7 protein-coding genes are annotated in these 8,119 nt (G+C 64.1%); all 7 read left to right on the forward strand.

Annotation, left to right across the window (positions count from 1 at the left end):
• Positions 1 to 388 precede the first annotated feature (388 nt).
• The 7 genes from RMP10_RS14205 to RMP10_RS14235 all read left to right on the forward strand — a co-directional run bounded on the left by RMP10_RS14205 (position 389) and on the right by RMP10_RS14235 (position 7,831).
• The gene (locus RMP10_RS14205; RefSeq protein WP_310570869.1) at positions 389 to 1,297 is read left to right on the forward strand and encodes an RNA polymerase sigma factor RpoD/SigA; all 909 of its coding nucleotides are present in this window, start codon (positions 389 to 391) and stop codon (positions 1,295 to 1,297) included.
• 119 nt (positions 1,298 to 1,416) lie between these two features.
• Positions 1,417 to 1,797: a response regulator gene (locus RMP10_RS14210; RefSeq protein ID WP_310570870.1), complete on the forward strand. Its 381-nt coding sequence runs from the start codon at positions 1,417 to 1,419 to the stop codon at positions 1,795 to 1,797.
• A 28-nt stretch (positions 1,798 to 1,825) separates the two neighbouring features.
• Entirely contained in the window at positions 1,826 to 3,238 is a 1,413-nt protein-coding gene (locus tag RMP10_RS14215) for an FAD-linked oxidase C-terminal domain-containing protein (protein ID WP_310570871.1), read from the forward strand.
• A 177-nt stretch (positions 3,239 to 3,415) separates the two neighbouring features.
• Positions 3,416 to 4,543 (forward strand): FAD-binding protein, encoded by a 1,128-nt coding sequence (locus RMP10_RS14220; protein ID WP_310570872.1) that lies wholly within the window; start codon positions 3,416 to 3,418, stop codon positions 4,541 to 4,543.
• Complete coding sequence (locus RMP10_RS14225) at positions 4,540 to 5,883, forward strand: heterodisulfide reductase-related iron-sulfur binding cluster (protein ID WP_310570873.1); 1,344 nt, start codon at positions 4,540 to 4,542, stop codon at positions 5,881 to 5,883. Before RMP10_RS14220 ends, RMP10_RS14225 begins: the two co-directional genes overlap by 4 nt.
• The gene (locus RMP10_RS14230) at positions 5,880 to 6,524 is read left to right on the forward strand and encodes a hypothetical protein (RefSeq protein ID WP_309670504.1); all 645 of its coding nucleotides are present in this window, start codon (positions 5,880 to 5,882) and stop codon (positions 6,522 to 6,524) included. Before RMP10_RS14225 ends, RMP10_RS14230 begins: the two co-directional genes overlap by 4 nt.
• A gap of 149 nt (positions 6,525 to 6,673) precedes the next feature.
• Entirely contained in the window at positions 6,674 to 7,831 is a 1,158-nt protein-coding gene (locus tag RMP10_RS14235; protein ID WP_310570874.1) for a glycine cleavage T C-terminal barrel domain-containing protein, read from the forward strand.
• The last annotated feature ends 288 nt before the right edge of the window (positions 7,832 to 8,119 follow it).

An 8,119-nucleotide genomic window follows, 5' to 3' on the forward strand; every position in this document is an offset into this window, starting at 1 on the left:
ATGGCTCACGGCCCACGGCTCACGGCCCATGGCTCACGGCCCATGGCCTTTTTAGGGGAGCTTTGGGCTTTGAGCTTTTGGGCTTTGGGCTGTGGGCTGTCAGCTATGGGCTATCAGCTATGGGCTATCAGCCATGGGGTGTGTGGCGCCGCCGCAACGCCGTACAGCACAGCTCCCTTCCAAACCATGAGATAGCCGTCACGAACGTGACATTCAACCCGAACACTGGCGCGATGCCGTCCTTAAACTGTCACGTAAATGCCAGAATTACGCGCCTAGCAAAGATTTTCATTGACCGCTCAGTATCCCGCCATTATCGTGGCGTTCCCACCCCCTGACTGGGCCGCGTCTGGACCCGGTCGATAAGGCACATGTTCGGCGAGGGCGTATGCAGGCAGCTGCCGCGACCAGGACCACCGAGGCCCGCTCCAAGGGCTTTTTCCGTTCCTCCCCTTCCACCGCCTTCGATCAATACCTCCACGACATACAAAAGCTTCCCCTGATCACGGACGCCGCCGAAGAGCGTAGGCTCGCTCGGCTCGCCCAAAAGGGAGATGAGGCCGCCGCCGAGCGCCTCGTGACCGCGAACCTCCGGTTCGTGATCAGCTACGTGAAGAAGTATCAAGGACACGGCCTCGATCTCTCCGAACTCGTCGCCATCGGCAACGAGGGCCTCCTCAAGGCGGTCCGGAAGTTCGATCCCGATCAGGGCGTCAAGTTCATCTCCTACGCCGTGTGGTGGGTGCGCCAAGCCGTCCTCAAGGCACTGGCTGAGCAGACGCGAAGCGTCCGTATCCCGCTCAACCAGAACTCCCAGCTCATCCGCATGGCTCGCGGTGAGATGGTGCTCAATCAGGTGCTCAATCGCGAGCCCACGGATGCCGAGATGGCCAAGCTCCTCCAGGAGCCCATCGAGCAGATCCGCAATGCCCGCCAGATCACCAGCACCGAAGTCTCCCTCGACGCCCCCATCGATCGTCAGGATCGCGAGGCGTCCACCCTCGGCGAACGCTTCGCCGGCGAGACGCACACCGATATCGAAGAAGGCACCGACTTTCGCCTCATGCGGGAGTTCATCGATCGCGTGTTCCGGAAGTACCTCACGCCGCGCGAACGCAAGATCCTGTATCTGTATTACGGACTCGATGAAGGGGCAGAAGCCATGACCCTCGAGCGCATCGGCGCCCTCATGGGCGTCACGCGCGAACGGATCCGCCAGATTCGCGAGCGGGCCTTCGAAAAGCTCCGCGAGTCGCCCGATGGACGCGCCCTTGCCGGATTCTGGGGCGCCGCCTGAACTAGGACTCGCAGTACAGAATCGCCGGTCTAACAAGTGCAGTAGTAGCTTTTGCGGCGGGTGTTCGTATTCATACGAACACCCGTTCGTTTTTTCTCCCGGTCTTCCTGGAGCTGCTGTTGCCTCGCGTCCTGATCGTTGACGACGAACCGGGCATCCGCTTCGCATTGAAGCGCTGGTTCGAGCGTCAACACTGGACTGTCTCCGAAGCCGGAGATGGCCAGACTGCCATTACCGAACTGCTGGCGAGTGACGATACCGGCGAGAGCCGCGTTGACCTCGTGATTTGCGATCTGCACCTCCCGCTGCTGTCCGGGGAGGAGCTGCTTCGCACACTCATGGTCAGCCGTCCGGCGATCGCCGCACGCGTGATTCTGTCCACCGGCGATGCCGTCTCCGACGCCGCCCCAGACAGCGCCCTCGCGATTCACCCGCACGTGTTGCAGAAGCCGTTCGAACTCAACACGCTGAAAGCGCTCGTCACCTCCATCGTCAGCTAGTTCCGCGCGCGGGCCGCTATCTTTCGGCATGCGCGATGCTCTGCTCGCCACGCTCTCCGCCATCGTAGGCCCTCGCTGGGTGAAATCACGCGCGCCCGAACTCGTCGCGTATGACGCCGACGGGCTCCCGGGATATCGTGCGCTGCCCAACCTCGCCGTCTTTCCCGGCACGCAGGGCGAAGTCGCCGCCGTTGTCCGCGCACTCGCGAGCGCGAATGTGTCGTTCGTGCCGCGTGGCGCCGGTACCGGACTCTCCGGCGGTGCACTAGCCAACGATGTCGTACTGCTCGGCCTCAATCGTCTCACACAGATTCTCCGCGTCGATCCGGTAAATCGCATCGCCGTGGTCGAACCGGGCGTGGTGAACGCAAAGTTGTCGCGCGCCGTGGCGCCGTATGGATTGCAGTACGCTCCCGATCCCTCAAGCCAGAGCGTCTGCACGATCGGCGGCAACGTGGCCGAGAATGCCGGCGGACCGCACTGTCTCAAGTACGGCGTCACGCTCAATCATGTCGTCGAGTGTCTGGTCATCCTTCCCGACGGCCGTTTCATTCGCGCGGGCTCGGCCTTCGGCGAGTCCGATGAATACGACCTGCTCGGCCTGTTCGTCGGCAGTGAAGGCTGCTTCGGTGTCGCGACCGAAATCACGGTGCGACTCGTACCACTGCCCGACCGCGTGCATACGATGCTCGCCGACTTCCCGAGTGTGAACGCTGCCGCGCGCGCGGTGTCACGCATCGTGGCCACCGGTATCGTGCCTGCCGCGCTCGAGATGATGGACAACGCCACCATTCGCGCCGTCGAAGCCTCGATCTACGCCGCCGGCTACCCCACCGACGCCGCCGCCGTACTGCTATGCGAAGTCGATGGCATCGCCGACGGACTCGACGAAGACGTGGCGATCATTCGCGAGTGCTGCATGGCATCGGGCGCCCGCAACGTGCTGGTGGCCACCACCGAAGCCGATCGCGTCCGCCTGTGGCAAGGACGCAAGAAAGCCTTCGGCGCCATGGGCCGCATCGCCCCGTCGCTGGTCGTGCAGGACGCCGTCGTGCCGCGCACGCGCTTGCCCGATGTGCTCGAAACGATTCACGAGATTGCCACGCGCCACAACGTGCAGGTGTGCAACGTATTTCACGCCGGCGACGGCAACCTGCACCCTAATATTCCCTACGACGCGAATGACGCCGATGCGTCGGCCCGCGTGCACGCCGCGATGTCGGAGATCATGCTCGCCTGCATTGCCGCCGGCGGCACCATCACCGGCGAACACGGCGTCGGTCTCGACAAGCTGCCGTACATGGAAAGCCTGTTCAGCGCCGAATCACTGTCGGCGATGTGCACCATCCGCGACGTCTTCGATCCGGCGCGGCGCGCCAATCCGGGCAAGGTCGTGCCGGTGCATAGCTGCAAAGAATGGCGCGGGGGCAACCGTGCTTAATCACACCGGAAGCAATTTAGAGGCGAACGTGTATTCGACGAGCGGAAGCGGTGCTTCCGGCACGATGCACACATTCTTAAATGTGCGATCTCCTCGCCGCGGTGATTCCCCCCGCCCCACACACGTTGGCCCCCAAGCAGCTTCCCTCGTGAAGTCACACCGTGGCGACCGCGGCTGATGGAGACTTCCGAAATCTCCGCCGCCGTCCGCAGCGCGATCGCCAGCAGTACAGTGGTCCGTGGGGTCGGCTCGGGCACGTGGCTTCACGGCGGCCCCGTGGAGAACGATGCCACTGCCACCGTGGTGAAGCCTCGCGGCGGCGTGATCGAATACACCCCGGGTGACCTCGTGATCAGTGTGCACGCGGGCACGACACTGGAGGAGCTGTCGGCGGTGTGCGCCGCCAGCGGCCAGATGATTGCTATCGCGCCGTATGGCTCACCGCGGTCCACCATCGGTGCCGTGGTCGCAACCGCTACCGCGGCGCCGTTGGCATACGATGACCTCGCCATACGCGATTTGGTGCTCGGCCTCACCGTCGTCACCGGCACGGGTGATATCGTGCGCGTCGGTGGCAAGGTAGTAAAGAATGTGGCAGGCTTTGACCTCGTGCGCCTCAACACGGGCGCGTTCGGCACACTTGGTGTGATCACCGAGGTCAACCTGCGGTTGCACGCGAAGCCAAGTATGGATCATGTGGTCACGGGCACGCTGGACGGGTCACCGTGGGATTGGGTTCCGCGTCTCATCGCGAACCGTGCCCCGTTGCCGATGCAGGTGCGGCTCGCGCCCGATGAACCGGCGCAACTCTTTGCGCGTTGCACCGGCAATGGTGCGCGGGCGTCGGCGTTGCGCGGCATCATGCAGTCGTACGGCGTGCGCAATACGTTTACGCTCGGGCCTTCCGACACCAGCAGCGCCGATGAGCAGGTGCCGATGATCACCGCGCTGCGTCATGTGCCAGACCACGCATTGGTGCTCCGCATTCGCACCGAGCTGTCCGGAGGGGATGCGATGCTCGAACATGTGCGCAAACTCCTTCCCGAGGCCACGCTGCTCTATAATCCGTCGCGTGGATCGGTTCGCGTGATCACCGACCCCGGACACGAAGATGACGTGCTGGTAGAGCAACTTGAGATGCAGTTCGGTCGCACCCCTGTGAACTATTCGCTGGTGGCCGAACAAGGAGCGCCTCCCCGCCACGACACCTCACCAATCCACGCGCCAATCAAGCGCGCCTTCGATCCCCATGGCGTCCTGAATCGCCGACGCGCCACGTTCACGCCTAAACCCTACGTACGATGAGCAGCGTGACGTCAGGCGCATCGACTCCGCCTTCGTGTGCGCTGCCCGGCACGCCGTTAGCCCTGGCCAGCAAAGGGCTCGATGCCTGCGTGCATTGCGGCTTCTGCCTGCAAGCCTGCCCCACGTATGTGAATCTCGAAGACGAGAACGATTCACCGCGCGGGCGGCTCGTGCTCATGCGTCGCATGCTCGAAGGTGATATCGCGCTCGATGATCCCACCACCGCGCAGCATATCGATCGCTGTCTGGGCTGTCGGGCCTGCGAGACCGCGTGTCCGTCGGGTGTCCCGTACGGCGACTTGCTCGAAGCCACGCGCGCCACCATGGCCCCCGTGCGTGGCGTGCCGTTCGTGGCCCGCGCCGTGCTTGCCGTGTTCAAGCATCCGGTGCTCCTGCGTTCTGCGTTGCTTGGCGCACGACTGTTCCGCGCCACGCGGTTGCCGCAGTTGCTCGCGCAAATCTTGCCGGCGCGACTCGCCTTCCCCATGGCGATGATCGCGTCCACCACGCCGGCCAACCTGCGTGCCCGCGCGGTATGCGGTGAGCGCACGATGTCGAACCGCACACCGGTGTCGCCGCCGGTGTCGCCGCCGCTGGCTCCAGCGGTGTCGGCCACCTGCCTCACCGGCTGCGTCATGTCCGGCCTGTTTTCACACGTGAACGACGCAACGGATCGTGTGCTCACGCACAACGGCTTTCAGCTGCGAGCCACGCGCGCCCAGGGCTGCTGCGGCGCCCTGCATGCGCATGCCGGCGATCTCGAAAGTGCGCGCGCGCTGGCCCGCATCAACGTGGCCGCCTTCGAGCAATCGGGAGCCGACGTCATCGCGGTCAACTCGGCCGGCTGCGGCGCCATGCTCAAGCAGTACGGACATCTGCTGCACGACGATCCCGCGTGGGCAGCACGGGCCGAGCGCATCAGCGCGCGCACGCGTGACATCTCGGAGTTGCTGGCCACCGTTGGACCCATCGCCGGCACGGCATCGGTGGCGCTGCGCGTCACGCACGATCCGCCCTGTCACCAGATGCATGCCCAACGCGTGGTGTCGCCACCACTCGCGGTGCTGCGCGCCATTCCCGGACTCGCGCTCATTCCACTCGAAGACGCCGATCAATGCTGCGGGTCGGCCGGTATTTACAACCTGGTTGAGCCCGATACCTCCGACGCCGTACTCGCACCCAAGCTGGCGCGCATCGCCGAGAGTGGTGCCGATTGGGTGGCCACCGGCAATCCCGGCTGCATGATGCAAATCGGCGCGGGCTTGCTGCGCAGTGGGTCGCGCGCGCGTGTCGTGCATCCCATCGAACTGCTCGACGCGTCGTACGAGCGCGAGACGTGACATCGATCGGCGCCGGTCGCGTCGTGATCATCGCATTCGACGGCATCGTCGCCGATACGCTGCCACTGCGCGCCAAGGCTCTCGCCGATGCGATAGCGCGCGAGTGTACCGTACTCGACATCACCGTTGGCGCGGTCGAACTTCAGGCGATGCTGCTACCACGGCTACCAGGCCGCACGTTACAGGAATGCGCAACGGCCGCGGTCACCGAGCTTCCGGTGTTGCAGCATGAGCGGCTGCGTCATGATCTCACCGCACACGACCTCATCGCGATGCGCGCGCAGAACGCGTGGTCGGCCACGGTCGCGCACGGTATTCCACTTCGTGAAGGAGTGGGGTTGCGCATCGCGACCATGGTAGCGCGTGGGGTGCGCGTGGTCATGCGCAGTGATTCTCACCGCCGGGAAGTGGAACCGATCTTGCGCCTCGCGAGTCTCGAAGACAGCACGTTGTTCGTGCGCTGCGCCGATGATCTGCCGCACAGAGCAGGGGTCACGTCGTTGCGGGCAAGCTTTGAAGCGATCGACACCCGTCTTGAGCGTCAGCGACTTCCGCGCGAACAACGTGACGCAGTCGAGGTTGCCGACGGAACGGCGGCGTTTGCTCTGGGGTTTTCAGCAACGAGCCGCACTGCGCTCTGAGAGCGACTAGCGCCTGGAATGGTATGACCCAGTGCGTGTCATATATCACGAAGTTCGAATGGAGGCCGCGCGAATGTTGCCACGAGCGGTTAGTCCCCGATACCTTTTCCAAGCTGATCTATTGCTGAAGTCTTTGTTGAGGTGTGCCGTTGTCCGACGCTGACGCGATCTCCCCGAGCATCACAAGCCTGACGCCTCCGGAGCTGTCACCGATGGTGGCGCCTCCGGCTGTGCCTCAGGCTGTGCATCTGGCGGCGCCTGTCCTTGTGTATCCGGAGCCGTTGTCGGCCCATGACGCCGCCGCGTATAACGATCTGCGCAGCGAGTCGGCGTGGTTCGAATCGGCTGGTCAGTGGAGCACATTCCGCGGCCCGAAGGCCGCCGAGGCGCTCAATGGACTCGTCACCAACGACGTCACGCAGCTTCGCCCCGGCGAGGGTCAGCACGCTGTGGCGCTGACACCCAAGGGTAAGGTGCTCTGCGACATGCTGATCTTCCGCATGGACGAGGAGACGTTCATGCTCACGCTGCTGCGCACGTGCGCGCCGCAGTGGCTCGCGACCGCTCGCAAGTACGTGAACCCACGTCTCGCGAAAGTCGACGACGAATCGGACAAGTGGAGCACGTGGATGCTGTACGGCGCGCAGGCGCTGAAGGCCGTGGCCGCGCTCGGCGGCGCCAATCACACGGTCGAAGATCTGGGCGATGTGATGATGCAGGGACTCGCCGAGTGGAAGCTGTGGCAGCATGGTCTCTGGAATATCGGACCGGTCAACGTACGGCTCATTCGCGCGCCGCTGATGGGCACGCTGCCTGGCTTCATCATCATGGCGGATACCCGTGACGCCGAGGTCGTGCGCGTGCGTCTCGAGAAGTCGGTGTACCGGCACGCCACGCGAGCGGTGTGGAATACCGCACGCGTGGAAGGCGGACGTCCGGCGTGGGGACTCGACATGGACGACAACACGATCCCGCAGGAAGCGAATCTCGACACGCTGGGCGCGATTTCATTCACGAAGGGCTGCTACACAGGACAGGAAACCGTGGCCCGCATCCACTTCCGCGGACACGTGAATCGCCGCCTGCGCGGACTCCTCGGCGCGTCAGCACTGCCGCAGCATGGCCAAGTGGTGGACGCCACCGGCAAACTGGTGGGCGACGTGCGCAGCTCGGTGATCTCGCCGCGCCTGGGGCCGATCGCGATCGCGATGCTGCGACGGGAAGTGCAGGAAGGCGACACGGTGATCGTGGAAGGCACCGAAGGCCCGATCACCGCCGAAGTGCGCGAACTTCCGTTCCCCGAGTAGTTCCGAAGCTCAGAACTGAGCACTGAAGTTCGCTGAACTCTGACCACTATACACGGTCAGACGCCTGAATTCTGACCACTGACCACTGGGCCGATGGTAAAGCGCCAGTGTTCAGTGTTCAGTGGTCAGAATTCTGACATCAGACGTCGGCGGATTCAACCAGTGAGTGCAACAGGGCGTAGTTGCACACACTCACTGGAGCAACGAGATGGTGGAGCGAGGTCGACCGGGGCTATCGAGGGCGGAGAAGAACGTGGTGTGGGTGCAGTATCGGGCGGGAGCGTCGTT

Source organism: Gemmatimonas sp. (assembly GCF_031426495.1).
In the GTDB taxonomy this organism is placed as follows: domain Bacteria; phylum Gemmatimonadota; class Gemmatimonadetes; order Gemmatimonadales; family Gemmatimonadaceae; genus Gemmatimonas.